Origin of the sequence: Legionella gratiana (assembly GCF_001467695.1) — a bacterium.
GTDB classification, from domain to species: domain Bacteria; phylum Pseudomonadota; class Gammaproteobacteria; order Legionellales; family Legionellaceae; genus Legionella; species Legionella gratiana.
Map to the genome: position 1 here is coordinate 652656 of NZ_LNYE01000022.1, position 24035 is coordinate 676690.

Consider the following 24035-nt stretch of genomic DNA (forward strand, 5'->3'; position numbering starts at 1 on the left):
TAAGATTATAAAATGATTGGGGCATTATAACCGCATACACATAAATTAAAAATGATTTGTCATAAATAATAGGGTTTGTTGACAATTCATCATAAACTCTTATTCATGCGCGAGCTGTTCTTGATCAGCTTTCGGTATAAAATGTAATTTTTGCCACCTTTGGGATCGGCTTGTTCTGTCTTTTACCTCTCCAGCTAATTGCCCACATGCCGCGTCGATATCATCACCTCGTGTTTTGCGAGTAATCGTGTTAATTCCATAAGCCATTAATTTTTCCCTAAATGCATCAATTGCCTCTTGAGAAGAGCGCTCATATTGTGTCATTGGAAATGGATTAAAAGGAATTAAGTTTACTTTTGCAGGAACATTACGTAATAACTTAATTAATTGATGTGCATGCTCGGGTTGATCATTTACGCCTTTAAGCATTACATATTCAAAAGTCACCTTCCTTCTTGGTTCCTTTTTAAAATAAATTTTACACAACGCTATTAATTGAGCTAATGGATATTTCTTATTGATTGGTACAAGTTCATTCCTCAATTCATCATTAGGTGCATGAAGAGAAACTGCTAAAGCAACAGGACTCACTTCTCTTAAACGCTCTAGCTCAGGTAGAACCCCAGAAGTACTTAAAGTAACTCGCCGTTTTGATAATCCATAGGCAAAATCATCCATCATAATATTCATTGCAGAAACAACATTATCAAAATTAAGTAAAGGCTCACCCATACCCATCATAACCACATTAGTGACTCTTTTATCATGGTTGCCTTGGCATTGTGATAATTCGCGTACTGCCAACCAAACTTGTCCAATAATTTCAGCTGTTGTTAAATTTCGATTAAACCCTTGTTTTGCTGTAGAACAAAAAGAGCAATTCAAAGCGCACCCAACTTGAGAGGAGACACATAAGGTTCCTCGATTAGTTTCGGGTATAAATACAGTCTCAATACAATTGCCACACTCAAGCTTTAATAACCACTTATGAGTTCCATCATTAGATTTTTGACACGCAATTATTTCAGGTAATTTGATGTAAGATAATTGAGATAGCTTTTCTCTTAGCGCTTTTCCTAGATTAGTCATTTTAGAGAAATCGGTTAAGCCTGCTTGATGAATCCACTGTATTATCTGCTGTGCTCGATATGGCTGCTCATCCCAACTATTCAATAGCTCACGCATTTGTTGATAATTGTAATTCAGAAGATTTACTTTTTGCGCAGTCAATTTTCACTCCAAATTTAATGGCCCTAAGTAAAGGATGTGATTTAAAGAACAACGTAGCCTAGATGGTGCAGCAGAGATGGGGCCTAGGCTACAAAATCAATGCTTATCTTTCACATAGTTCATGGGGTTCAAAAAAGAAAGCAATTTCTCGAGTTGCGTTTTCTAAACTATCTGAACCATGTACCGCATTTGCATCGATACTGTCTGCAAAATCAGCGCGTATTGTTCCAGGAGCAGCTTCTTTAGGGTTGGTAGCCCCCATAATTTCTCTATTTTTCATTACGGCGTTTTCGCCTTGTAGTACTTGGACCATTACTGGGCCAGAAATCATGAACTCTACTAAATCTTTAAAGAAAGGACGTGCACGATGAATGTCGTAAAAACGTTCTGCTTGCTCACGAGAAAGTTGCATCATTTTTGCTGCGATGATGTTTAGACCCGCTTTTTCAAAGCGTGTATAAATTTGACCAATTACAGATTTAGCTACTGCATCAGGTTTAATAATTGACAGTGTTGATTCTTTTGCCATTATGCACTCCATAGGGATTAGATTAAAGTGCAATATTATACACGAAATACCTGCTTTATGGCTAATATAAATTCATTTTTAAGTCAATGATTAGTTTATTTTTTAAACTGAATTTGTTTTTTTCTAGGCGTATTGACATATTCATCCCCACCGCCTATTGTGCCGCGACTTGTTCGTGACAATCCAGTCCTTACTAGAATCTAGGTGGGTTCAAATAGATTTACATCATCTCGATCCCGTGCATAAAGCTGAATCCTCTACACATCTTGTCTATCGCAAATAAAACAGGATCCAATTATTTTTTTTGCAGAAGGAGACGGTATTGAGAGCATCGTCACCCTCTGCGTAAGCAGGGGGTCTCGTAAGCGTATGACTGCAAGGTGAAGTTTAGAGCAAAGCTTTGTTACTTTTAGACCTTCCGCTTTTGCGGAAGGTGACGGAATTGAGAAGTCCCTCCCTCTCTGCGCAAGCAGCTGTCTCTTGATGAGATAGGATCAAGAGACAGGACATAAAGCACGGGACGTAGGGGGAACAGAATAAATTGTCAATCGAGCTTACTCAGTCAGCGCCTATACTCTTATCAAAATATAAAGGCTCTCTATTAATGGCATCTTGCTCTGGATCAATCTTATAATCAGGCAAAGCCTTAATAAGCTCCACAACACGAAGAATTGTGTCGTGAAATTGAATCCGGAACGCATTGGCGGCCTGGGTTATTTCTTCAGTCTTCACAATAAACTCTTTTATTTGTTCGTTAAAATCAGATGCAATTTTGAATATTTTTTCCAAATTGAATAGCATTCGTTCTTTAGTATCCTGAGTTAATGAAGCTTTAAGAATTTCATTCATTTTTTCAATAAAATGAAGTCTGCTTTCCTTTGTCTGATCGTCCATTATATTACAATAAATCAAGCCAGATCTAATGGCTTTACGAATTTCACTTTTAGATCCAGAAAAATTCACACTTTTTAACGAAGATTTCAAAGCATTAATCGATTTTTCCATTTCAACATTAAATAGATGCGCTACTTTGATCAGAACAGATTGACTTTCAGCAATAAGCCAATCATGTCGGCCATGTGTTTTATGAAATTCATCGCCAAGGGATATTAATTGCTGACGTTCCCTTTCTAAGACTTCGCGAGTTGCAGCACCTTGGGATTCTTCATCTTTGGCACTCTCACCAGATAATAAATAATCAATAAAAAGTTTTTGAGCGTATACGTGGTAATCATTTGCTTGTTCCAAAACAATGCCATTTAATACATTTCTTAATGGAACTTGCACTAAATGATGATATAAACTAGTCGGAGTTTTGATAGCTTCAACCAGCTCTGTATGTTCTAAAGCAATTTGATACCTTCCCAAGATACGTTCAGCAGTAATTACTCCATAAGTGGAAAACCAATGGCTTAATTCATTATTAGCTTTTTCCTCGTTCATTTTTCATCCGATTTAATTTCTGCAAAGTATGTGATATAAAACAGCATATTTTACTAAGTATAGTGTATTCATAGATGTTAAAACGATTAGAGACCGATTTACAATCAGTAAATGATTTTCTGCGGATAAAAACACCTCAAAAATGGTTAGAGTACGCAGCAAAACATGTTCCTTTACTGTTGATTGATCATGCCCATTGTGAACGGAAAGCAGCTGCAACAGCCATTAATTTCATCAGTAAATATCCCGAAAAAAAGGAATTAGTCGAAGTCATGTCACCTTTGGCGCGTGAAGAACTGCTTCATTTTGAAAAAGTGATGCAAATAATGATTCGTAAAGGAATTCAATTCTGCCCCTTGCAGCCATCAGGATATGCAACTCAAATGCATAAGCTGGTTACAAGTAGAGACATGATTCAACGTTTATGCGATCAACTTATAATCGGTGCCATCATTGAAGCTCGGTCCTGTGAGCGTTTCCATGCAATTATTTCTTACCTTGAAGATCAAGATTTAGCAAAATTTTACGGTACCTTAATTAAATCAGAAGCACGACATTTTGAAGATTACTTGAGATTAGCTCAATTATACGGTAAAGATATAGAAGGCCGGTTAAAAATGTTTTTATCTTTGGAAAATGACTTTATCTTAGCAACGGATACGGTATTTCGCTTTCATAGCGGCATACCGCAATAAAATAGCGTATCAACCTCTAAGCGCGGGAGAATGATCTTCGAAAGTTAAATCTGCAGTCCTTTCTAGGAACTCACCAAAAGTTGGCGCTATGCGCTTAAATTCCTCTTCATCTAAATATTTACCGTCGATAGTCTTGTATTTTCCTGGCTCATCAGGCACGAAAATATAATCATGTTCGAGCAGCCAAGCATCAACAAGAGACTTAAATCCTTCATTTGCAGGGTGAGGTTCAGTACTAACTACCTTTATCATCTGGCCCTTATCATCAAGTTTAGGTTTTCCGTTTTCATCCATTTCATATTTAATATTTCCTTTTTCATCTCGTTGATAAACCACCAAAGGAGCACCATCCTTACGAGTTAATGGCTCTATCTGTAACTTTCCATCTTTAAAGCTAACATTATGCTGCAACGCCGGTATATCAATTTCACCGTCTCCTTTAACTGCGTCTCGCATTGCCCCCTTCAGTTTAATCCACATGTTTCCAATTGGATCTCCATTTTTTTCATATACATACTTGTTATAATATTCACCAAAAGTTTGTTCTCTTGATACAGCTATTGCTTTGTTCAGTTTGCCATACATAGCCAAAAGAGCCATCATTGCAGAGCGAAAGTCATGATTATTTGTTAATTCTCCTGCACTAATAGCCCTATCAGCTTCGTGCATAGCCTCATCCCACAGGGTTGTTTCTCTATCAGTACCTTTATTGACTTTATGTTTATTCCGGAGCTCTTCCATTGCCATAGCATATTCCATCCGCCTTTTTTGCATTTGCGCATTTTGGTAGTCTTGCATGATACGTTCATTTTCTTGTTTGCGGATTTCCTCTGCTGTTTTTGCAAATTTTTCATTTGCATCGGTTATCTTTTTCGCATATTCTTCATCTTTACTACTAGTCATAACCTAACCTCTCCACAAAATAAATTATATACGAGCAAAACATAGCCCCTTTGTATTATCATAACACAATAACTGGGGTTTGTCATCCCAGTCACTTAATACATAACGTCTTAATTTTTCCAAATTATTTTCATAAATAGTTAGACCTGGTTTATGAGTATGTCCATGAATTAATTGCGTCACCTTATAATACATCATATGCTGAATAATCGTTTCTAAAACCACATCCATTTCTTCCATAGATAAGTTTTGGTTCATCTGACTTCGATAACGTACTTGATTCACTAAACGTTGACGGAATTTTAGCGGCAGCTTTAAAAATAAGTACGAAAAAACCTTATTTCTGGTTAACCGCCTAAAACGTTGATGTGCTAAATCTTTAGTGCAATAACGATCGCCATGTACTAAGAGTATTTTTTCTTGGCCTAACTGAATTACAGTAGGTTCCGATAAAATTGTCCATCCCGCAAGTTCTGCAAAGTATCTACCTAACAAGAAATCACGATTACCATGCATATAAAAAATATTAACTCCCTGATTTTTCAAAGAATGTAACTGAAGAGCGATACCTCTACTCCATTCATCAATTGAGTCATCTCCTGCCCAAGCATGAAAAAAATCTCCTAAAATATACACATTTTTAACAGAAACTTTTGCCCATTCAAGAAATTGATTAAATCGTTCTTGAATCGCTTGATCTTCGGGGTGTAAATGCAGATCTGAAATGAAAACAACATCTATCATAAAGGCTCTATGTGTATATGTTCATCTAATAGATAAATTTGGCAAGGCTTATGACAAGGCTCTATAGCATCACTTAAGCGATAAAAACCTGCAATTGATACTAATTCTGCCTCAAGTGACTGACAAAAAATGCGCGCATCTTTATCTCCAGAAATACCGGCTAAAGCTCTTCCTCTTAAAGCACCATATACATGAATGCATCCATCAGCCAATAACTCAGCGCCATGGCTCACTGAAGATGTAACAATAAGATCAGCACCTTTTGCTACTACTTGTTGTCCTGATCGAACAGGAGTAGTCATTAATTTTGCGGTTGTTTTTATCGTTTCATGGTGCGTGTTTTCAGAAGTTCCACCCATGGGTTTATCTTGAGTTGAAGAAGCATGTAATACAGCCATACCTTGACATTGCGCTAAAGAATGATGCAATGCAGTTCCACCTTGAATGGCAACCGGGATCATACCATGAGTCCGTGCAACCTGGACTAAAGCCTGTAAGTCAAACTCCAGATTTTGAACCACAGACAAATCAAAAACTACTGGAATATGTTCAAATAATTTGGGCGCTTTGATAACTGTATCATTGAGCTGTTGTGAAAAAAGGCTAATGTCTGTATTTAATACATGCACTACAGTAAATGTATAAAGACGGCCTTTTAGCTTAAACGCTTGTGTCTGTGTTGTATTTTCACTCATGAGTATGATATCCATAATCAATATTTTTGTTTATACTAACATGTGAAAACCAATAACAGAAGGATATTAAGGTGGATAAAAGGTGGTTTGAACAATATCAAAAAGGAGTTCCTCATGAAATTAACACAAGTCAATATTCTTCTCTTGTAGCTTTATTTCAAGAGTCCTGTGTTCGCTATGCTCATAAGCCTTCATATACCAACATGGGACACAGTATTACTTTTGCGGAATTGAATACATTAAGTCGTGATTTTGCTGCCTACCTTCAACAGCTTCACTTAAAGAAAGGAGCACGAATCGCAATTATGCTTCCTAACATTCTCCAATATCCTGTAGCTCTATTTGCTATCTTACGAGCAGGCTATATTGTTGTGAACACAAATCCACTCTATACCACGGATGAGCTTGTTCACCAAATGAATGATTCAGGTGCCGAGGCAATCATAGTACTTGCTAATTTTGCAAAAACTGTTGAAAAAGGATTAAATTCAATTCCGAACTTAAAACATGTTATTGTCACCGAAATAGGGGATTTGTTTCCCACTATAAAACGAATAATAGTCAACACAGTCGTGAAATACGTCAAAAAAATGGTACCTGCATATCACATCCCCCACGCAGTAGCTTTTAATTATGCGTTACTGGAAGGAAAGCAATCTCCATTACATCATGTGGATTTAACGCACGATGATATTGCATTTCTACAATATACAGGAGGAACAACAGGTGTAGCCAAAGGTGCTATTTTGACCCACGGAAATATGGTTGCTAACATTTTGCAGGCTGATGCATGGATACAACCCTTAGGTTTAAATGGTGACGAAATCATTGTAACCGCGATTCCTCTTTACCATGTTTTTTCCCTCACTGCCAATTGTTTGACCTTTTTAAAAGAAGGCGCAAGAAATGTACTCATTACCAACCCTCGAGATACGGGAAACTTTATTAAGGATATTAAGAATATTCGCTTTTCAGCAATTACGGGAGTCAATACTTTATTTAATAGCTTATTAAACCACCCACAATTTAAAGATGTTGATTTTAGCAGATTAAAAATTGCCCTTTCTGGTGGAATGGCATTACAAAAAAGCGTTGCTCTTAGGTGGCTTGAAGTGACTAAAACACCTGTATTAGAAGCATATGGCCTAACCGAAACAAGTCCCGCAGCAATCATGAATCCAATGAACCTTACGGAATACACTGGCAGTATAGGAGTGCCTATTTCATCTACTGATGTGATTATTCTTGATGATAATGAGAATGAAGTCCCTATTGGATCAAGTGGAGAAATATGTGTCAAAGGACCACAAGTAACACCAGGGTATTGGAAACGACCTGATGAAACGGCTTTGGTTTTCACTAAAGGTGGCTTTCTAAAAACGGGGGACATAGGCAAAATGGATGAAGAAGGTTTTATTTATTTAGTTGATCGGAAAAAAGACATGCTGCTAGTCTCAGGGTTTAATGTTTACCCTAATGAAATAGAGCAAGTTATAGGAATGCATCCAGGGGTATTGGAAGTTGGTGTTGTTGGAATTTTTGATAAGGATTCTGGTGAACGTGTTAAAGCCTGTATTGTAAAAAAGGATCCTAACTTAACTGCAGAACAAATTATTTCTTATTGTCGTGAACATCTAACCGCTTACAAAGTTCCTAAAGAAGTTGAGTTTTATGAGGAGCTTCCCAAAACGAATGTCGGTAAAATTCTTCGTCGTGCACTTAAAGACACTCAAGAAAACATCTCTAAAAAACCGGCTGTTACAGCATAAATCAAACCTAGGCACTCCATTGTGCGTTATTTTGGACCCTCCGTTTTTACGGAGGGTAACGCTTTTTCGCTGTTTGGTGAGTTATTTCTTAAACAGTGAACACTGCATTCATTTTATCAATTGCTTCATTATCCTTGCTGTTGCTCCCCAAACCCAATCTTTATTCCCAGTAAACTCACAGCTTTTATATTGACGTCCATTACGTTCAATCATAAAGGTTCTATAATTTCTCGAATCCTTCACTAATGACATGGGAATGGAAATTAAACGAACTACTTCATGCGTGTTTAAATGATAAGGATGTACCGATTTTATACCTGCTAGCCAAGGATGAATAATGCTTCCCAGGAGTGTTCTTTGTGTCTTTAATTTTTTTATTAGTGTTATACGATCAGCGCTAATACCTAACTCTTCATTCAATTCTCTGAGTGCTGTGGCATAGTAATTTTCATCACCCTCCTCCCATAGACCTCCAGGAAAGCAAATTTCACCTGGATGAGTACGAAGTTGCTCACTGCGCTGAGTTAAAATTAGTGAATCGGATTCTTGTTCATAAAGAACAATCACCGCTGAATTTGTAAAACTGTTTTTTATTAATTCATTTGAGGCCATTCATAATCGCTGCCATTTTAATAAAACATTCACGATATTCATCTTCATCGTTTGAGTCAATTACAATTCCGCCACCAGCAGCTAAATGTAACAAATCATCTTTAGCTGTTATCGTACGAATAGCAATATTCGTATCAAAACGCCCGTGTCGCGAAAAATAGCCTATTGCACCACAGTAAACACCACGAGCATAAGGCTCTTGTTCATAAATAATATGCATCGATTCAATTTTTGGTGCTCCTGTAATAGAACCACCTGGAAAACATGATAAGAATGCATCAAATGGTTCAACAGATGATAAGCACTGAGCTTTTATTGTGCTCACCAAATGGTGAACTGAATTATAACTTTGGACCTCACATAAACCCGTCACTTGTACTGAACCTGGCTGAGCAATTTTGCCCAAATCATTACGCAGTAAATCAACAATCATTACATTTTCAGCCCTGTTTTTTGCACAAGAAGCTAACTCAAGTTTTAATTGTTCATCTTCAATAGGATCATTAGAACGCCGAATAGTCCCTTTAATCGGTGATGTAAGTAATTGACCATTGTCATAATATAAAAAACGCTCAGGAGAAAAACTTAAAATATCCGCAGAAGTTGTTCTTAGAAAAGCAGCAAAAGGAACTGGGTTTTTTTTACTAATTTTTTTATATAAAGCCCAACTGTCTCCTTCATAAGGAGCAAGAAAAGGCTGAGTGAGATTTACTTGATAACTTCTACCCTCTTTTAGAGATTGATAAATTTCAGTAAAGGCCTTGGTATAATCTTCTTGATTCATTAAAGGAGTAAAACCACTTTGAAGAACCGCATCATTGAATTGCCCTTCTGAGTAATGCCATAAGTCTAAAACTTCCTTGACTATTCCACGTGTCGCCTGATGCAGGTTTGCGGCAAATAAAGTCACTGATTTTTGCTGATGATCAGCAATAATAGCCCAATCATACAAACCAAGGTTTAATAAGGGCATATTCTGTAATGTCGGTTGTGCTTTTGAATCGATTCCTAACTGCCTTGCCCCAAAATCATAAGCAATATAACCAATAGCCCCCCCTTGAAAGGGAAGGTCTGTTACTGCCGATTGGGACGATAAGAGATGATTTAATTCATTTACTAACTGCGGTACATGATGCATATTTTGATCAATCTGAACAAAATCATAAGGATAAGCACTGACAATATCGTAACGTCCTCTTAGATGATCACCACTTTCAAGAAGTACAAAGCCAGGAAGACGACTTAGTTTTTGATAAAACTCAGGTAGCAAAAGAGAGTAGTCTAAAGAAAATAGTTCAAATTGACTCAAAATAGATCCTTATGGGTAAATTCATTTGGCCATTAATAGCCTGGTACAGTTGAGCATAGGTTAATGGCACTAAGTTAAGGCCCGTACCTACTTCCAATGGCTTGTTCACGGGAAGTCGATGGGTGAAGAGTTTACTCAAAAAACGCTTAACTTAGTACCATTAGACCATACATGCCATTCTTTATTTCATGTTACAGCGCCCAACCGTTTTGTAGGTTTAATGTAACATCATTGGTGTTTGTAAGACTAGTTGACTTCGCTAGTGATATGATTAACCTTTCTTCAACAAACCTGCCTTTTCAGTCAAACGTTACATATCTCTGGTTTTTAAAGTCATTTGTGAGTATGCTATGCACACGCTTTATTGACAAGGAGCCTACATGGCAACAGTTGCTCAATTTAACATTACTTATACTCAATTTTTGGATGAACATGGAAAACTAACAGGTCAACTTCCTGATTTTGCCAAAGATCATGCCGTCCTAAAAGAACTTTATAAAATAATGGTTCTTACGCGTACCTTTGATAAAAAAGCGATTGCGTTACAAAGAACCGGGAAAATGGGAACTTATGCACCAATTAATGGACAAGAAGCAATTTCAGCAGCCATAGGCCATGCGATGCGTCCTGAAGATGTACTTGTACCCTATTATCGAGATTATGCCGCTCAATTGCAACGCGGTGTAAAAATGTCTGAAATTCTTGCTTTTTGGGGTGGAGATGAGCGTGGTAGCCAGTTTTCCTGTAACTCTGAAGACTTACCAATTTGCGTTCCTATTGCCTCCCAATGTTTGCATGCAACAGGTGTTGCTTTTGCGTTCCAATACAGAAATCAACCCCGCGTTGCGGTAGTTTGTCTCGGCGAAGGCGGTACTTCTGAAGGTGACTTTTATGAAGCAATAAATGTAGCAGGTACTTGGAAATTACCAGTAGTCTTTGTAGTTAATAACAACCAATGGGCTATTTCAGTTCCCAGAGAGAAACAAACAGGAACACAAACTATTGCACAAAAAGCAATTGCTGCTGGTTTTTCGGGGATGCAAGTTGATGGCAATGACATCTTAGCAACAAGACAGATCATAGGAGAGGCTATTGAAAAAGCGCGTCGAGGTGAAGGCCCAACGTTAATTGAAGCATTATCGTACCGTTTATCCGATCATACAACAGCAGATGATGCAACCCGATATCAACCTGCTAAAGACGTAGAACAGGCAAAACCCAAAGAGCCTATTGCACGATTTAAAGAATTTCTGATGGACCAAAAGATATGGAATGCACAAGATGAAGAGAGCTTGGTGATCCAATGTTCTGAAGAAGTTGAAAAAGCGGTTAATGAATACCTAAGTATGAAAATCCAACCAATTACTAGTATTTTTGATTATCATTACGCTGAGCTACCTGAATATTTAGTTGAGCAACGTGCAATAGCTATGGAGGAAGCAACAAATGCCTGATATTACCTTAATTGAAGCTGTTACTCAGGCCTTAGCTTATGAGTTAGCTCACGATGAAAATGTAGTGGTTTTTGGGGAGGATGTAGGCAAAAACGGTGGAGTTTTTCGCGCAACAGTAGGGTTACAAGAGCGTTTCGGGGAAAAAAGAGTGTTTGATACCCCGCTAGCAGAATCGATGATCGCAGGATTAGCTATTGGAATGTCAATACAAGGCCTAAAACCAGTTGCCGAATTTCAATTTATGGGTTTTATTTACCCCGCCATGAACCAAATTATTTCTCATGCTGCTCGTATGCGTAATAGAACACGGGGACGTCTACACTGCCCTCTCGTTTTTCGTGCTCCTTTTGGTGGTGGAATCAGGGCACCAGAACATCATTCTGAAAGTACTGAAGCATTATTTGCACATATTCCAGGTTTACAGGTGGTCATACCTTCTTCGCCTAAACGCGCCTATGGGTTGCTCTTAGCCGCATTGCGTAATCCTGATCCAGTGATTTTTTTGGAACCGAAACGAATTTATCGCCTAGTCAAACAACCTGTCGAAGATAATGGAGAAGCACTTCCCATTGGAAAGTGTTTTACCTTGCAACAAGGTGATGATGTTACCTTAATAAGTTGGGGAGCAAGTGTGCATGAAACGCAACAAGCAGCGAAGCAATTAAGAGATGAAGGAGTTTCTTGTGAACTAATTGACGTGGCTACAATTAAGCCACTAGATATAGAAACAATTCTGGCCTCAGTAGAAAAAACTGGTCGTTGTGTTATTGTTCATGAGGGGGCTAAAACTTGTGGTGTTGGTGCCGAAATTTCAGCACTTATTATGGAAAACTCCATGGCTGATTTAATGGCTCCTGTTCAGCGGGTAACTGGATACGATACAGTAATGCCCTATTTTCAGCTGGAAAAACAATACATACCTAGTGTTGCACGTATTAAAAACAGTGTTATGAGCATAATGGAGTAATAATGAATATTTTCAATCTACCTGATTTAGGTGAAGGCTTACCTGATGCTGAGATTCATGAGTGGTTTGTGAAAGAAGGAGATACTGTAGTCGTAGATCAACCTCTGGTTTCGATGGAAACAGCTAAGGCGGTAGTGGATGTTCCTTGCCCACAAGCGGGAGTTATAAGTAAGTTATACGGTAACCCCGGCGATATTATTAAAACTGGAGAGCCACTAGTTGCTTTTGCATCGTCTGTTACAAAAACAGCAGATAAGGGAACAGTAGTTGGCAACCTAGAAGAAAGTAGCGAAATCACTGAGGACACTTTTACTATTGGAGTACAACATGCAACGCAAGCTCGTATTAAGGCAACTCCTGTTGTAAAGATGCTAGCAAAAAAACTAGGTATTGATTTATCTACTGTAAAAGGCACAGGAGAGTTTGGGATCATCACTAGAGATGATGTTCAAGCCCAAGCAGATAAAAACGCGCAAGTTCCAGCAGGTTTTGAACCTCTACGTGGAGTAAGACGTGCGATGCTCAATAGCATGGTGCAGTCACATGCCGAAGTAGTCCCCGTAAGCATCTTTGACGAGGCAGATATAAGTGCCTGGAAATCTGGCACTGATATTACCGTTCGTCTGATCAGAGCCCTAATTGATGCTACTAAAAATGAACCGGCTTTAAATGCATGGTTTGATACAAAACATGGTGCACGACAATGTTTTAATGAAGTCCATCTTGGTTTAGCAATGGATAATGAAGAGGGATTATTTGTTCCTGTCATCCATAATGCTGGAAAACATTCCGATACTGAATTACGTACCATGATTGATGAATTTAAAAAGTCAGTAGGTAATCGTGAGATTACAGCAGACAAATTGAAAGGAGCTACGATCACTCTTTCAAATTTTGGAAAATTTGCTGGCCGCTTTGCAAGCCCAATTATTGTGCCACCCATGGTTGCCATCTTAGCGGTTGGTAGACTTTACCAAGGAGTTGTTCCTGTCGATGGAAAAATAGAAGCACATAATATTCTTCCCTTATCACTTAGTTTTGATCATCGAGCAGTCACAGGAGGCGAAGCAACTCGTTTCTTAGGAGCGGTAATTCAATCGTTACAAAAGGAATAGTATCTGTTCAGGGGGTATGCTTGCCTCTTGCTGAAAGGATGGATTTGAGCACAGATTGCGCCAGAATGAAGCCTTTGAGTGCATCTTGCATTAGGCGTGAACGCTACATGGAATAAATTTATAAATCCTCTCCTTGAGGGAGAGGATCTATCTTATTGTTGTTGTGGTGGTTGTTGCGGTGATTGTTGTCCTTCTTTTTGTTGCATTTTATCCTTCATTTTTTCTGCCAATGCCATCTTACATTGTTGCAGTTGCTCTGGGCTAAAGTTTGTATTTGGCAATGTTTTATTACCTGCTACTACTGGTAAAACGCAATGTTTCATCAAATCTTTACCAGCATTTTCTCCTCCTTTAAAGTAACCATTTTGCATACAAGAAATTACAATAGCCTTACAAGCCCCTGCTGCCCAACCAAAAAATGTAATACTCATTAATAACGAAAACACACCCATCTTTACCAACAAGTTATTCATATTTTTATTCCTTTTGTTTAAGATCTGAATCCGATTTTTATTAATAACCCTTAAAATATAGCATATTATTTATTTCTTTTTGAATTAATGTGTTTTACTAAACTTACTATTTTTCAGTGCTTTTTTATCTTTTTCAAACTCGACTATCTGAAGCTCAGGTCATAATTGATTGAAAATTAATAGATATTTAATTGTTTGCTATGACATAGAAATACGTTCTATTGGTTAAATTATCACCATAATGCTTAAATAAAGCATGAATTGGATTGCTGTGGAGTAAATTTGATATGTCAAAGTATACAAATGAAAGAGATCGTTTTTTGAACGATTTAAATAAAATAATTACTGACTTGCTTAGTGAGCACGAAAAACTGGCGCATAAAAATGGCAAAAACCATAGGGATCAAACAAGCTTAAATATTGTTACTGATTTAATCGACGCTCTTGCGGATCGAGTACATAAGCATATTGGGAGTAAACAAGATAGTAAATCGGATTTTATTAGCTTAAAACATGAAGATATCCTGAATGCAGCACAACTAACCCAAGAGAGACTGAATGTATGTCGTGGTAAACAAGAGCAATCTAAATTTAATCAAGAGTGCATAAAAATTCCGCTTGTAGAAGAGAGAAATGGGGTTCAAACTCTAAATCATTATACAGTTCATCCCGATTTTGTACCGAATAAGATATCGGTACAAAATCCTGTAAAAAAACTTAGTTCAATAGAAGTGTTGTCTGAATTACAAAAGCAGATCAAAAATAAGAAAATAAATGAAGAGGTATTGGTGCCTTGTATTAAAAAATTTCAACAGGACAGTAACGATATAATAAACGGCTCAAAACAACATTTAGCTGAGGATAAAGGATTTAGTGCATTTATAAAGAAACTATTTGATGCCTTAGCCAATTTATTTAATAAGCCACCAGAAGAAAAAATTAATAAACAAATTACTAATATCATGAAACACGAACTTATGAGTATTAAAGAAAAGAATAAACCAATACAACCTGAACCATATGCCCCTCGCCGTTAAACAGCTTATCATTCCCGCCTAGGCGGGAAAGTCTTATCAAACTGTGGGCTCACATCATCTTATGACATTCTCGAAATCAATAATAACGTATGCCTTTTATGTCTAACTCACATTAATTATTTTTTCTCATCCCAAAACTCATTGAAAATCCTGTTTGCAATCCATGCTCCATGTTTTTTGCTGGCAGCTCTGATTTAGGTTTTGAAAATAAAGTACCGCTATGGAGGGGAGGCTGTTCTGTATGTATAGGGGATTTATCGTGATGCCATTCAAGCATAAGTAAGCTATGAGGTCCTCCATTCACTAACTCATTACTATTTTCATTGCCACCTACACATTCCTGAACTTTCCTTACTGTATAACGGCATAAGTCCCATGCATAAAGCGGCGTATTGAGTAAAACTAACATACCTGCTTTAGCAACTAAACTTAAAGTCACTCCTGTTAGAGCTAAACCAGAAACAGTATAATCTGCTAACTTAACCAATATTGCAGCTCCAAGAATGAAAGGCGAGGCAACAATTTGTAAGGGCCTTAAAATTACGGAGAGCAATTTATTTCCTTCAATCTCAGCTAATGGCTTGGTAATCGCATGATACAAAGCAAGAGAAATTAATTTCAATCGAGCAAAATCACTAAGAGGAGCACTGTTTTTAATTAACTGTATGTATTGGTCATGTGTTTCCTTCTTTAATGATTCAGTGAATCGCTTCCTTATTTGCTCCATGTTCGCTTCTTGATTAGGTGCGAAGGGATTGATATGCTGTTGAAATAAAACTTGAATCTTCGCTTCTACTTCTTCGTTAATCAGCAGGTCAAATAAATCATCATCACTCATTTCCAAAACTTGCTCAGCCCGTTGCTCTTTCTGATTAGCCTGTAGACGCTCAGCTACTTGGGCTCTAATACTTTTCAAAAATGCTATTTTATATTCTTCAAAATTAGGTTCTAAATAATCATTTACTTCTTTAGTATATTGATTATTTGTTAAGGTGTTTAACGTAAAATTAATAAGTCCATTAGCGACTCTTAATACAATTGACGAAAGAACTATTCCAATTACACTAATGATAACAGCCGCAACTACAACTATAGAAAGAGCCCAATAGGCTGCTTTTGCTAAAAAGCGAACGGGTTGATAATAACGTTCCAAAGACTCTTCCATAGGCTTCATTAGGTGATCAAAATATTCAACAAAATTATTAAAACCATCCTTGGGTTTTTTGGTCGTATTTTTAAGGAGATATTTTTGATTAATCCGATTTAAGATTTTAAAAGGTTCTGCTGTAAGTTCTAATTCCTTCTGCTCCAAATAACTGTTTAACCGAGAATCAATTGCTGAAAACTGCTTATCGGGATGTAAGAGTACAGAAAACGCTTTATACAATGGTGTTATATCTGCTGGGTTAATCTCCCGATATGCATCATCAATATGCTTAGTGAGCAGAACAATGACTTGATCCTTACTTAAAGGATTTTCTCTTGGTGTATCTAATAAGTCTTTAACGATTTTTTCTGCTGTTGTACGAGCTACTTCCTTAGGATTTTTACTCATCATAAATCTCACATCAACGTGGTCATTGTATAAAATAAGTGAATAGTATCATATAAATCAAAACCTAGACATTGAAATTGACTATTTGATTAAAAATTGATGAGTTAATCAATGAAAGATGTTCACAGCAAACCCAAACGATACGAGGTTGATGCTATGCTTGTGCAAGTTTATTCAGTACTGCCGCTAATCGACACCCAGCATATACAACCTGCTTTTGTACTAACATTTGAGCATTTGTTTGATAGTGCTCACTTGGACTTTCTTTAGGATTAAGCTGATATACATTTTTCAAAGCAAGTTTATGCGACATTTTCGCCCATTTTTTAGGTTCTACTTGGGTACTAATACCGGAACAAGGAAGCTTTTGCTCTAAATCCCGCGCTGTCTTCTTCACTTGTTTTGCATCATATTTTCCCAGAAAAAAGCCCGCACCATTATCCCAGTACTTATGTAAATTATTGCCCACAGGATTCAAACCTAAAGGAAATAAATTACCTCCTAAATCACCCTTAGGAAGTTCTGCACTCACGCGAGTTACTGCGTGCAAGGGTTGATGGATATCGCCAATAATGTGAATGAGCATACGTAAAGCAAGCCGTTTTTCTGATGGATTTGTTCTTTTAGATGAAAATACATGCATTGCCTGCTTAATTGCCCATACTGCATTGGTACTCTCAATAGGAGGCAAACTAATCTCATCGATGCTAAAAGGAATATCAATATAATGCATTACATCATACCAATAAACCTCTCTAAATCTAATTTCATCCATCCAAGTCGAAGAACTGACAAAACTTGAATTAGGTGTATTATGGGTTCGTGAACGAAGATATTTATGACACATAGTTTTAGCTTTAGGGGATAAATTATCATAAGCAATTTGGGCCACTACCTTGTGGCCTGCTGCATTCCAAGCATAGCAATGAAGTACCCAAAAGCAACAAACAAGTGCATAAATAATTCGCGTCATGATTAGCCTAAATAGGGAGACCAAGCAGGCTCTTGCACATCTCCTTCACGTGCAGGAAGCCTCATTTTTATTCTACCGTCAAGAGAAACGATACCCAGTACACCTTTATCTTGATTATGAGTCGCATAGAGAATTAAACGACCGTTTGGAGCAACAGACGGAGATTCATCACGACCCGAGGAAGTCAAGCTAAGAATAGGTCCACCGGTAGCATTTTGCAATCCTATATTAAATTGCCTATCATCACGGTGCAACATCACGATATTTTTCATATCAGGGGTATAAGAGGCACGTGCATTATAATTTCCTTCGAAAGTTACGCGAGCCACCGCACCCGTTGCTAAAGATAAACGATAAATTTGCGGTGAGCCACCTCTACCTGAAGTAAATAGTATACTTTTCCCATCAGGGGCATAACGAGGTTCAGTATCAATAGCATCCCCAAAAGTTAATTGCTTCATAGTACCACTATGGATGTCAACACTGTATATTTTGGGTGTTCCACTTTTAGATAAAACTACAGCTAATTGATTTCCATCGGGTGACCATGCAGGGGCTCCATTAATTCCTGGGAAACTTGTGATCAAACGTCTTTGTCCTGTTTCCACTGAAACTGTAAAAATTTGTGCTCGTTTTTTCTCAAAAGAAACATAAGAAATTGATTTGCCATCAGGGGACCAAGCCGGAGACATAATTGGATCCCCTGAAATCAATAAACTTTGTGGATTATACCCATCTGCATCAGCAACTTCTAGAGAATAACGAGTAAGTTTTGGAGTTCTTTGTACGGAGATATATGCAATACGCGTAGAAAATATTCCTCTTTCCCCAGTTAATTTTTGATATACTTCATCACTGATGTGATGCGCTAGTGGCCTAATTTGGTTTGCATTAATTTGATAGGATTTGGTCAGTAAAGTTACTCCTTTGGCTACCGCATCAGTTAAGGTGAAACTCACTTCATAATGATTTCCTACTTGACTGACTCGTCCAGTTACAACACTATCGGCCCCCAACTGTCGTAAAGTACTCACTGATGATTGGCCATTAGGACCTTGAGGACCAGAAACAATCCTAAATTGTCCCGATAAATTTAAATCATTTTCAATAATCTGCCCAATTTCTTGAGCGGTACTGTTCTCTCCAAAAGAATTAATAGCAATAGGCAAAGCTGAGTTAATGCCTTGAGTTAACTCTAGATCAAGAGCAAAAACTTGCTGCATAAAAAGCAGCAAAAACGATATAATAATTCGATTAATCACGAGTTTTACCCCCTAACTTGTTCAGGACGAACGGTTAAACTTATATCACGAAACAGATTAAATGTGTCAGGATCTGTAGGCACAGGTAGCGGTGATGCTTTATAAATGGCCGTTTGTGCTGATCGATCAAGAAGAGGATCACCGCTACTGCGCATTAAAGTAACCTCTAATACCATCCCATCAGGCGCAAGGCGGATCCTAAATTGACTTGATAAGCTGCTGTCAACATTTTCAGGCAAGATCCAATTCCTGCCTATAGCATTTACAATAAGTGCTTTATATTTATCAACCTCTCCTGCTATACGAGCCTGCCTTTCCGCATTTTGTGCTGCTTGAGCTTGTTTTGCGGCTGCAGCTGCTTCTGCTTGCTTTTTTCTCTCCATTTCTGCTTTTGCAAGCTCAGCTTTTTCTCTTTCAGCTTTTTCTCTTTCAGCTTTTTCTTTTTCAGCCCTTTCTTTTTCAACCATTTTCTTTTTATTAAGTTCAGCAAGTTTTTTCGCTTCCAACTGCTGCTGTTTTACTAATTCTTCTTTTTGTTTTTTTAATTCATCAATACGTTTTGCTTCTAGTGCTTTTTGTTCAGCTAACTGTTTTAAGCGCTTTTTTTCTTCCTCTGCCTGCTTTTTTCGTGCAATGGCAATCTTATTTGCTTCTTCTTTAAGACGGGCCAATTGCTGTTGTTCTTTGATTCGCTGCTGTCGAGCAGCCTCGGCCTGACGCTTGAGTTCATTTTGTCTATTGACTTCGGCTCTCTTTTGTTGTTCACGTTCCTGTTTTAAGCGATTTACAGTTTCCATGACTTGTTTATTGTCAACGCTTACTGCTTTGACAACCTCATTTTTTGGTGTCGCCGCAATAGGTTGTTCAATACCAGGTGTATTTTTAGTTTCAGCGGTTAAGACAGGTCGTTGGCTTGAATTATCGGTTAAAAGCATCACGATTAAAAAAAGGTGTACACCAACTGCTGCAAAAAAAGCGTTACGGTAACTGGAATTGCTTATCATGCTTGACCCTCTGATTTCTCTGACTCTGAATCAGTCAACAAGCCTACTTGTTCCGCTCCTGCTTGCTTAAGTAATGCCATTGCTTGAACAACTTTACCGTATGCAACTCCTTGATCTCCCTTTACTAAAACATTAAGTTTCTGGGCTGATTGTTTTGCTAACTCTAATTCTGCAGCAACACGAACAACTAAAGCTTGTGCTTCTATAGGTTCCGCAGGCGTACTGCTGATATTAAGGAAATAGGAACCTTGTTGATTTACTGAAACGATAATTGGCTCCCTATCAGTAGGTGTTAAAGTTTGGCTGGCTGCTTTAGGTAAATCAACTGTAACTCCTTGACTCAACATTGGTGCCGTAATCATAAAGATAACCAATAAAACCAACATCACATCAATATAGGGTACAACGTTAATTTCTGATATGGGACGATCACGCTTTGTTTTTGTTCTGATCATTTTTATCCTCTTACAGTGTCACTACTTTGTTGCTCTATAAGCGATATCAATTCTTCCTGAAATAAATCAAATCGATTTAATAAATCATTGGCACGAGTTGTATAGCGGTTATATGCAATAACAGCAGGTATTGCAGTAAAAAGACCTAAAGCCGTAGCTACAAGTGCTTCAGAAATACCTGGGGCTACCATAGCAATAGTAGCTTGTTGCGCATGGCCTAATGCCTGAAAAGAGGTCATTATACCCCAAACTGTACCAAATAGTCCTACGTAGGGTGCAATAGAACCAACTGACGCAAAAAAAGGTAAATGTTTTTCTAGTTTTTCTGCTTCTTTAGCGTGAGTAATTTGCATCACTCTTTGTATAGGCTCAATAATTACGTTCCCCTGCCTACGAGCACGTATAAACTCTTTAAAACCTGAATGAAAAATAGCCGCCATTCCCTGTCTTTCATCTGAATTACTATCAATATCAGCATAAAGCCTGCTTAAGTCACCACTTTCCCAAAATTTTCGGTTAAACGTATCGGTAAGCTGCTTTTTCTGGTTAAAAAACCATGCTCTTTGAAATATTAATGTCCATGAAGTAATGGATGCAGCGGTCAGCAATAACATAACAGTCTTGACAACTAAACCGGCTTGCATAAAGTACATTAATACATTTGCTTGATTACTCATTTATCATCTCCAGTACCAAGATCTTTTTACTTTTACCTCTATAATTTCCATCTCTTTGATAAAAAGTAGGGTGGAAATCAATTCCAAGATATACTTTTGAATTTTATTGTCTTTTACTCAACCTAAAATTTATGAAAACCTGTTTAATGCGGGAATCGTTTTGGTTTTAAAGTACTATTCACACATACCACTTGAATTTTGGCTTCACAAATTATTTGTTCCTGTTGATTTTGCATCACCTGATCGAATAAAAAACTACAAACACCTAATTGCTGCACTTGAGTTTTAATGGTTAATAAATCATCCAGACGCGCCGGTGCTTTATAACGAACATGCACATCATATACAGCAAACAAAGTATCTTGCTTCATTAAATCAGAAAGAATCAAATTGTTTTGTCGTAACATTTCTGTTCGGGCTCGTTCAAAATAGCAAAAATAATTCGCATGATAAACAATCCCCATATAATCTACATCTTCAACATAAACTCGGAAGGCATATTGATGCGTGGTTGTACCATCCATTTTACTAATCCTGCTCTATCGTTATTCCAAAATGCATATATGCCCTTGAGGTAGCTATTCTACCTCTTGGCGTGCGCATAAGGAATCCTTGTTGTATTAAAAATGGCTCTAATACATCTTCTATTGTGCCTTTTTCTTCACCAATTGCAGCAGCAATGCTATCAATGCCTACTGGACCACCATTAAATTGCTCGATTACCGCCATAAGCAATTTTCTATCCATAAGATCAAATCCGTGTTTATCTACATCCAACATTTCCAACGCTTTTTGTGCAATCTCAATGCTAATAACACCGCTACCTTTCACTTCTGCATAATCTCTAACACGGCGAAGTAGGCGGTTAGCAATACGCGGGGTACCTCTTGAACGAAATGCAATTTCTCTTGCACCTTCAGGTTTGGTTTGTACATTCAGTAGTTGTGCCGAACGAGCAACAATTTTCGTTAATGAATCTACCGAATAATACTCAAGACGTTGAACAATACCAAATCGATCTCGTAACGGCGAAGTCAATAAACCAGCTCGTGTTGTTGCTCCAATCAATGTAAACGGAGGCAATTCAAGCTTTATCGAACGAGCAGCTGGCCCCTCGCCTATCATAATATCCAATTTATAGTCTTCCATTGCTGGATAAAGCACTTCTTCAATAATAGGACTAAGCCTATGAATTTCATCAATAAATAGGATATCATTTTCTTGCAAATTGGTGAGTATCGCTGCAATATCCCCTGCTCTTTCGATTACAGGACCAGAGGTTTGACGCAGATTAACACCCATTTCATGTGCAATAATATTTGCCAAAGTTGTTTTCCCAAGACCAGGAGGCCCAAAAATCAACACATGGTCCAATGCATCACACCGCTTTTTAGCTGCCTCGATAAAAATTTGCATCTGGGAACTGACATTTTCTTGCCCAATATACTCACTAAGACTTAAGGGTCTGATAGCCCGATCAATGACTTCATCTGAAACATTACTTTGAGTGCTTATTATGCGATCACTTTCCAGCATAGGATTTTATTTTAAGGATTTTGATGAATGAATGCATTTTATCATATGTTTTTTGAATCGCAGCTGATTTTAAAAAAATTAACAACAAGAGTTTTTAAATAACCCATCGAAGAGAGGCTTGATCCAGTCCCAAAAACATTAATTCAGTTTTTCCAATAAAATAATATCTGTACCTCGCATATGCGCTATTTTTTTTACTGTTGCTGGTGTTTCCTGCAGTATTTTTTGTATATCAGAAAGTAAATCAAAACCATGATGTTTTAATGGACGTACTAAAAAATAAGCGCTACCTTTGTTTGCAAGCGAATTTTCTAGCGCTCGAATAAAATTATGAAAAGAGCTATCTAAATAAAATCTACAACGATTTTTAAATTCGGAAGGTGAAAGCATCCCATGACCTGGTTGAAAATAGGGTGGATTACTGATAATTAAATCAAATTTGCCTTCCCATTTTTTTTCATGTAATTCATCATAATTTAAAATATGCCACCTAAATTGCAACTCAGGTCGATTGATATTAGTCAGGTTTTGATAAAAATATTCAGTATAAATATCCTGGATCTCGATAAAATCAATCTGCCGAATTGCTTGAAGATGCCATGATAGCTCCATCCCAATAACCCCGCAGCCTGCACAAAGATCCAATACTCGTAATGAACCAAGATCCGGGTGGGATTTCAATTGAGTTGCGACAAATCTCGCAAAGCTAATTGAATCAAGACTAAAATGATATTCGCCAGGTTGTTTGTAATTATAAGTAAATGCTTTATTGTGTTCGTTTTGTATTGCATCAATCATTTTAAAATGGGCAAATAAAATACTATGATAAACATATAATTAGCATGCGACAAGCAATGGTATAAAAAGATACTTAAGCAAAACAAGAAACTTCGCAGTGACTATTGAAATAGCATGCATAATCCACCAAAGTTCAAAGTAATAAATTGTCGTCGATTAAATTAAATCTCAGATTAAATCATTATTCAATAAGACCCCATTGACTGCATTAATAGTTTTCGGGCTCGAAATATCCGGGATCGTACTGTCCCAACAGGACAATCCATTTTTTTTGCAATATCTTCATAAGATCGTCCATCAATAATATGCATTCCATAACACATCCGTAACTCATCAGATAGAGTGGAAATAGCTAACTCTAATTGCTCTCCAAACTCACTATTAATTAATAAATATTCTGGAGACAATTCAACTGATGGAGCATAATTGTCAGCATATTCTGCTTCCAAATCCATACGCAAGTTAGCTGCTCGATAATGATTTTTAATCGTATTTTGTGTAATTCGATACAACCAAGTAGAAAATTGGCTTTTCTCATTAAAATACTGTAAATAGCGATAGACTTTTATGAGTACTTCTTGCGCCAAATCACTTACATTTGCTCGATCTTGAATATGCAGGTTAATTATTTGTTGTATCTTATTATTATACCGTGACAACAACAGATTATATGCTTCCTTGTCTCCTTGTTGCGCCAAAATAACTAAGTCTTCATCACTATAAGAAGTCTGTGTCTTCATTACGTTCTCTTTATTCCTTTAGATTATTGGCTTGTAATTGCTTATTATGTATAATTATAT

Annotated in this window: 25 protein-coding genes; 6 read left to right on the forward strand and 19 right to left on the reverse strand. The window is 37.4% G+C overall.

Translation table 11 applies throughout. The annotated features are described in order from the left end of the window. Positions 1-99: 99 nt before the first annotated feature. The 3 genes from rlmN to Lgra_RS10610 all read right to left on the reverse strand — a co-directional run bounded on the left by rlmN (position 100) and on the right by Lgra_RS10610 (position 3202). Complete coding sequence (rlmN, locus tag Lgra_RS10600) at positions 100-1230, reverse strand: dual-specificity RNA methyltransferase RlmN (RefSeq protein WP_058499212.1); 1131 nt, start codon at positions 1228-1230, stop codon at positions 100-102. A gap of 103 nt (positions 1231-1333) precedes the next feature. Then, positions 1334-1759, reverse strand: coding sequence for a nucleoside-diphosphate kinase (gene ndk, locus Lgra_RS10605; protein WP_058499213.1), 426 nt, complete (start codon positions 1757-1759; stop codon positions 1334-1336). Between the two features lie 558 nt (positions 1760-2317). Further along, positions 2318-3202 carry a hypothetical protein gene (locus Lgra_RS10610; protein WP_058499214.1) on the reverse strand — a complete coding sequence of 295 codons (885 nt, stop codon included), beginning with the start codon at positions 3200-3202 and terminating at the stop codon, positions 2318-2320. Between the two features lie 74 nt (positions 3203-3276). Here Lgra_RS10610 and Lgra_RS10615 point away from each other — a divergent pair, with 74 nt between their 5' ends. After that, complete coding sequence (locus Lgra_RS10615) at positions 3277-3897, forward strand: MiaE family protein (RefSeq protein ID WP_058499215.1); 621 nt, start codon at positions 3277-3279, stop codon at positions 3895-3897. 9 nt (positions 3898-3906) lie between these two features. On the opposite strand, the gene Lgra_RS10620 is transcribed toward Lgra_RS10615, so the two are convergent. Genes Lgra_RS10620 through minC form a run of 3 tightly spaced genes read right to left on the reverse strand, consistent with a single transcriptional unit; the run spans position 3907 to position 6239 of the window. Next, the gene (locus Lgra_RS10620; RefSeq protein ID WP_058499216.1) at positions 3907-4800 is read right to left on the reverse strand and encodes a hypothetical protein; all 894 of its coding nucleotides are present in this window, start codon (positions 4798-4800) and stop codon (positions 3907-3909) included. 24 nt (positions 4801-4824) lie between these two features. Next, the gene (locus tag Lgra_RS10625) at positions 4825-5544 is read right to left on the reverse strand and encodes a UDP-2,3-diacylglucosamine diphosphatase (RefSeq protein WP_058499217.1); all 720 of its coding nucleotides are present in this window, start codon (positions 5542-5544) and stop codon (positions 4825-4827) included. After that, positions 5541-6239, reverse strand: a complete 699-nt coding sequence (gene minC / locus Lgra_RS10630) for a septum site-determining protein MinC (protein WP_058499218.1) — start codon at positions 6237-6239, stop codon at positions 5541-5543. The genes Lgra_RS10625 and minC overlap by 4 nt, the downstream gene beginning before the upstream one ends. Before the next feature lie 71 nt (positions 6240-6310). Here minC and Lgra_RS10635 point away from each other — a divergent pair, with 71 nt between their 5' ends. Further along, complete coding sequence (locus tag Lgra_RS10635) at positions 6311-8008, forward strand: AMP-binding protein (RefSeq protein ID WP_058499219.1); 1698 nt, start codon at positions 6311-6313, stop codon at positions 8006-8008. Between the two features lie 108 nt (positions 8009-8116). Here Lgra_RS10635 and Lgra_RS10640 read toward each other — a convergent pair whose 3' ends face one another. Beyond that, positions 8117-8620 carry an NUDIX hydrolase gene (locus Lgra_RS10640; protein ID WP_058499220.1) on the reverse strand — a complete coding sequence of 168 codons (504 nt, stop codon included), beginning with the start codon at positions 8618-8620 and terminating at the stop codon, positions 8117-8119. Then, the gene (gene pabB, locus Lgra_RS10645) at positions 8607-9929 is read right to left on the reverse strand and encodes an aminodeoxychorismate synthase component I (RefSeq protein WP_058499221.1); all 1323 of its coding nucleotides are present in this window, start codon (positions 9927-9929) and stop codon (positions 8607-8609) included. The genes Lgra_RS10640 and pabB overlap by 14 nt, the downstream gene beginning before the upstream one ends. Before the next feature lie 380 nt (positions 9930-10309). Between pabB and pdhA the strand changes: the two genes are divergently transcribed. Genes pdhA through Lgra_RS10660 form a run of 3 tightly spaced genes read left to right on the forward strand, consistent with a single transcriptional unit; the run spans position 10310 to position 13465 of the window. After that, positions 10310-11383: a pyruvate dehydrogenase (acetyl-transferring) E1 component subunit alpha gene (pdhA, locus tag Lgra_RS10650; protein ID WP_058499222.1), complete on the forward strand. Its 1074-nt coding sequence runs from the start codon at positions 10310-10312 to the stop codon at positions 11381-11383. Next, entirely contained in the window at positions 11376-12350 is a 975-nt protein-coding gene (locus Lgra_RS10655; RefSeq protein ID WP_058499223.1) for an alpha-ketoacid dehydrogenase subunit beta, read from the forward strand. Before pdhA ends, Lgra_RS10655 begins: the two co-directional genes overlap by 8 nt. Positions 12351-12352: 2 nt before the next feature. After that, complete coding sequence (locus Lgra_RS10660; RefSeq protein WP_058499224.1) at positions 12353-13465, forward strand: dihydrolipoamide acetyltransferase family protein; 1113 nt, start codon at positions 12353-12355, stop codon at positions 13463-13465. A 152-nt stretch (positions 13466-13617) separates the two neighbouring features. Here Lgra_RS10660 and Lgra_RS10665 read toward each other — a convergent pair whose 3' ends face one another. Beyond that, the gene (locus tag Lgra_RS10665) at positions 13618-13938 is read right to left on the reverse strand and encodes a hypothetical protein (RefSeq protein ID WP_058499225.1); all 321 of its coding nucleotides are present in this window, start codon (positions 13936-13938) and stop codon (positions 13618-13620) included. 287 nt (positions 13939-14225) lie between these two features. Between Lgra_RS10665 and Lgra_RS10670 the strand changes: the two genes are divergently transcribed. Continuing rightward, complete coding sequence (locus Lgra_RS10670) at positions 14226-14975, forward strand: hypothetical protein (protein WP_058499226.1); 750 nt, start codon at positions 14226-14228, stop codon at positions 14973-14975. Positions 14976-15087: 112 nt separating this feature from the next. On the opposite strand, the gene Lgra_RS10675 is transcribed toward Lgra_RS10670, so the two are convergent. From Lgra_RS10675 to Lgra_RS10720, 10 genes are all read right to left on the reverse strand, one after another. Continuing rightward, entirely contained in the window at positions 15088-16533 is a 1446-nt protein-coding gene (locus tag Lgra_RS10675; RefSeq protein WP_174905292.1) for a hypothetical protein, read from the reverse strand. A 151-nt stretch (positions 16534-16684) separates the two neighbouring features. After that, positions 16685-17503 (reverse strand): S1/P1 nuclease, encoded by an 819-nt coding sequence (locus Lgra_RS10680; protein WP_058499227.1) that lies wholly within the window; start codon positions 17501-17503, stop codon positions 16685-16687. Between the two features lie 2 nt (positions 17504-17505). Beyond that, on the reverse strand, positions 17506-18765 hold the full coding sequence (gene tolB / locus Lgra_RS10685; RefSeq protein ID WP_058499228.1) for a Tol-Pal system beta propeller repeat protein TolB: 1260 nt from the start codon (positions 18763-18765) through the stop codon (positions 17506-17508). A 5-nt stretch (positions 18766-18770) separates the two neighbouring features. Then, positions 18771-19769: a cell envelope integrity protein TolA gene (tolA, locus tag Lgra_RS10690; protein WP_058499229.1), complete on the reverse strand. Its 999-nt coding sequence runs from the start codon at positions 19767-19769 to the stop codon at positions 18771-18773. After that, entirely contained in the window at positions 19766-20224 is a 459-nt protein-coding gene (gene tolR, locus Lgra_RS10695) for a protein TolR (RefSeq protein WP_058499230.1), read from the reverse strand. The genes tolA and tolR overlap by 4 nt, the downstream gene beginning before the upstream one ends. Before the next feature lie 2 nt (positions 20225-20226). Then, positions 20227-20901 (reverse strand): protein TolQ, encoded by a 675-nt coding sequence (tolQ, locus tag Lgra_RS10700; protein WP_058499231.1) that lies wholly within the window; start codon positions 20899-20901, stop codon positions 20227-20229. 143 nt (positions 20902-21044) lie between these two features. Next, on the reverse strand, positions 21045-21425 hold the full coding sequence (locus Lgra_RS10705) for a YbgC/FadM family acyl-CoA thioesterase (RefSeq protein WP_058499232.1): 381 nt from the start codon (positions 21423-21425) through the stop codon (positions 21045-21047). A gap of 4 nt (positions 21426-21429) precedes the next feature. Further along, positions 21430-22437 carry a Holliday junction branch migration DNA helicase RuvB gene (gene ruvB, locus Lgra_RS10710; protein ID WP_058499233.1) on the reverse strand — a complete coding sequence of 336 codons (1008 nt, stop codon included), beginning with the start codon at positions 22435-22437 and terminating at the stop codon, positions 21430-21432. A 138-nt stretch (positions 22438-22575) separates the two neighbouring features. Further along, entirely contained in the window at positions 22576-23235 is a 660-nt protein-coding gene (locus Lgra_RS10715; RefSeq protein WP_058499234.1) for a methyltransferase, read from the reverse strand. A 185-nt stretch (positions 23236-23420) separates the two neighbouring features. Continuing rightward, positions 23421-23975: a sigma-70 family RNA polymerase sigma factor gene (locus tag Lgra_RS10720; protein ID WP_058499235.1), complete on the reverse strand. Its 555-nt coding sequence runs from the start codon at positions 23973-23975 to the stop codon at positions 23421-23423. Between the last annotated feature and the right edge of the window lie 60 nt (positions 23976-24035).

Bases quoted from the DNA above. Each gene is read 5' to 3' on its own strand.
- ndk (WP_058499213.1), bottom strand. From the start codon at position 1,759: ATGGCAAAAGAATCAACACTGTCAATTATTAAACCTGATGCAGTAGCT.
- Lgra_RS10610 (WP_058499214.1), bottom strand. From the start codon at position 3,202: ATGAACGAGGAAAAAGCTAATAATGAATTAAGCCATTGGTTTTCCACT.
- Lgra_RS10615 (WP_058499215.1), top strand. From the start codon at position 3,277: ATGTTAAAACGATTAGAGACCGATTTACAATCAGTAAATGATTTTCTG.
- Lgra_RS10620 (WP_058499216.1), bottom strand. From the start codon at position 4,800: ATGACTAGTAGTAAAGATGAAGAATATGCGAAAAAGATAACCGATGCA.
- Lgra_RS10625 (WP_058499217.1), bottom strand. From the start codon at position 5,544: ATGATAGATGTTGTTTTCATTTCAGATCTGCATTTACACCCCGAAGAT.
- minC (WP_058499218.1), bottom strand. From the start codon at position 6,239: ATGAGTGAAAATACAACACAGACACAAGCGTTTAAGCTAAAAGGCCGT.
- Lgra_RS10640 (WP_058499220.1), bottom strand. From the start codon at position 8,620: ATGGCCTCAAATGAATTAATAAAAAACAGTTTTACAAATTCAGCGGTG.
- pdhA (WP_058499222.1), top strand. From the start codon at position 10,310: ATGGCAACAGTTGCTCAATTTAACATTACTTATACTCAATTTTTGGAT.
- Lgra_RS10655 (WP_058499223.1), top strand. From the start codon at position 11,376: ATGCCTGATATTACCTTAATTGAAGCTGTTACTCAGGCCTTAGCTTAT.
- Lgra_RS10660 (WP_058499224.1), top strand. From the start codon at position 12,353: ATGAATATTTTCAATCTACCTGATTTAGGTGAAGGCTTACCTGATGCT.
- Lgra_RS10665 (WP_058499225.1), bottom strand. From the start codon at position 13,938: ATGAATAACTTGTTGGTAAAGATGGGTGTGTTTTCGTTATTAATGAGT.
- Lgra_RS10670 (WP_058499226.1), top strand. From the start codon at position 14,226: ATGTCAAAGTATACAAATGAAAGAGATCGTTTTTTGAACGATTTAAAT.
- Lgra_RS10675 (WP_174905292.1), bottom strand. From the start codon at position 16,533: ATGATGAGTAAAAATCCTAAGGAAGTAGCTCGTACAACAGCAGAAAAA.
- Lgra_RS10680 (WP_058499227.1), bottom strand. From the start codon at position 17,503: ATGACGCGAATTATTTATGCACTTGTTTGTTGCTTTTGGGTACTTCAT.
- tolA (WP_058499229.1), bottom strand. From the start codon at position 19,769: ATGATAAGCAATTCCAGTTACCGTAACGCTTTTTTTGCAGCAGTTGGT.
- tolR (WP_058499230.1), bottom strand. From the start codon at position 20,224: ATGATCAGAACAAAAACAAAGCGTGATCGTCCCATATCAGAAATTAAC.
- tolQ (WP_058499231.1), bottom strand. From the start codon at position 20,901: ATGAGTAATCAAGCAAATGTATTAATGTACTTTATGCAAGCCGGTTTA.
- Lgra_RS10705 (WP_058499232.1), bottom strand. From the start codon at position 21,425: ATGGATGGTACAACCACGCATCAATATGCCTTCCGAGTTTATGTTGAA.
- ruvB (WP_058499233.1), bottom strand. From the start codon at position 22,437: ATGCTGGAAAGTGATCGCATAATAAGCACTCAAAGTAATGTTTCAGAT.
- Lgra_RS10715 (WP_058499234.1), bottom strand. From the start codon at position 23,235: ATGATTGATGCAATACAAAACGAACACAATAAAGCATTTACTTATAAT.
- Lgra_RS10720 (WP_058499235.1), bottom strand. From the start codon at position 23,975: ATGAAGACACAGACTTCTTATAGTGATGAAGACTTAGTTATTTTGGCG.